Origin of the sequence: Okeania sp. SIO2B9 (assembly GCF_010672505.1) — a bacterium.
GTDB lineage: Bacteria > Cyanobacteriota > Cyanobacteriia > Cyanobacteriales > Microcoleaceae > Okeania > Okeania hirsuta.
The window spans coordinates 1-1,396 of the sequence record NZ_JAAHGK010001628.1; the positions used below are offsets into that span (position 1 = coordinate 1).

2 protein-coding genes and 1 pseudogene are annotated in these 1,396 nt (G+C 32.2%); all 3 read right to left on the reverse strand.

The annotated features are described in order from the left end of the window. The coding region (locus F6K13_RS33215) for a DUF4870 domain-containing protein (protein WP_287289943.1) at window positions 1–265 on the reverse strand (265 nt) is incomplete at its 3' end. Window positions 266–463: 198 nt separating this feature from the next. Continuing rightward, window positions 464–703, reverse strand: a complete 240-nt coding sequence (locus tag F6K13_RS33220) for a HAMP domain-containing sensor histidine kinase (RefSeq protein WP_338043226.1) — start codon at window positions 701–703, stop codon at window positions 464–466. Window positions 704–902: 199 nt separating this feature from the next. Next, window positions 903–1,396, reverse strand: a pseudogene (locus F6K13_RS33225) (transposase); the annotation flags it as partial.

Genomic DNA, 1,396 nt, shown 5'->3' on the forward strand with positions numbered 1-1,396 from the left:
TAATAATTGGCATGACAAAACTAATAATTGCTAACAAAACTAATAAAGGAATACCAATAAGCAACCAGATCAATATACCGAATATAATAGCGTAAATATAAATGTTAATATGAAAATTCAAAGATTCTTTAGCATTACTTTTTACAACCGAATCATTAGTTAAGAGTAAAATAGCTATTGGTATCCCTACAGATACAATAGTTGTACTCAAGAAAATTGCTCCATGACATAAAGCTGATAGAATTTTTCTTTTGTCAGCATCCATTAAATATTTCTCCTGATTCAAATTAGATATAGCAGGGAACAGAGAACAGGGAACAGTGGGAAAAATATTTCCCCTTATTAGGATCATTATCAGTCTATGTCCTAACCTACCTGTATATTCCTATATTTGTTTTTTCAAACCAAAAAATAATAGGCAGAGACCAGTAATTTAGTGGTTATTAAATTGACTTAAGTCTAATTATAGCTCTGTTGTTTGTTTTGTTTTCTGGCGGATAGGAATTTCAATTAAAAATTCTGTTCCTTGTTTTGGTGTAGAAGTACAATTTAGTTTGTCTTGATGTTTTTCAATAATAACTTGTTGACATACGGATAATCCTAGACCAGTACCACTGCCTATAGGTTTCGTAGTAAAAAATGGGTCAAATATTTTCTGAAAAACTATTTCTGTCATACCTATACCATTATCCGAAATAATAATTGCTACTTATTGAGAATATATAGCTTTTGCACTAATTTTAATAGCTGGTAAATTGTAAGCATTCAGCCGTCAGCTATTAGCTATCAGCTATTGTTTTTAGTAAGCGTTCAAAGCTGTATTAATTGAGCCAGAATTAAATCTTACTACAAAAGACCTTAAAGTCTATATTCATTTAAACTCCGTCCTGAAAAGGAGTGTCTTATTGCTGAGAGTTGACTGCTAATAGCTGAATACTTACGGTAAATTTAATTTCATCTAAAGATTTATGTGAATCGCCATACATTCTGGCTCTCTTTAATGCACTAAAATCATGTTCAATGTTATTTAAATCAGCAGAATATTTGGGGAGGAATATTACTTGATGTTCTGTTTCTTCTACTATTTCTCTAATTAGATTTTGGCCATGGATTGGAGGATGATCCATAATTAATACTCAAGGAATTTCTCATGAGGCTCATAAATATTTTGATACCCAGCCTTCAAAGCCTTCTGCATTTTTACTTCCTGTGAATATCATTGGGGCTATTAAGTCATGCATTTCTTTTTCTTCTCCCCCCTACTAGGTGTTCTCTTTTTCCTCCCTTTCCTTGTCTGTCTCCATCAATTTTCTTACCTGTTTTTGACCAAGCATCAATACAACTGCTTTCCTCCTCAAATCCTGATTCATCAATATATACCCTTACTTTGACTTCC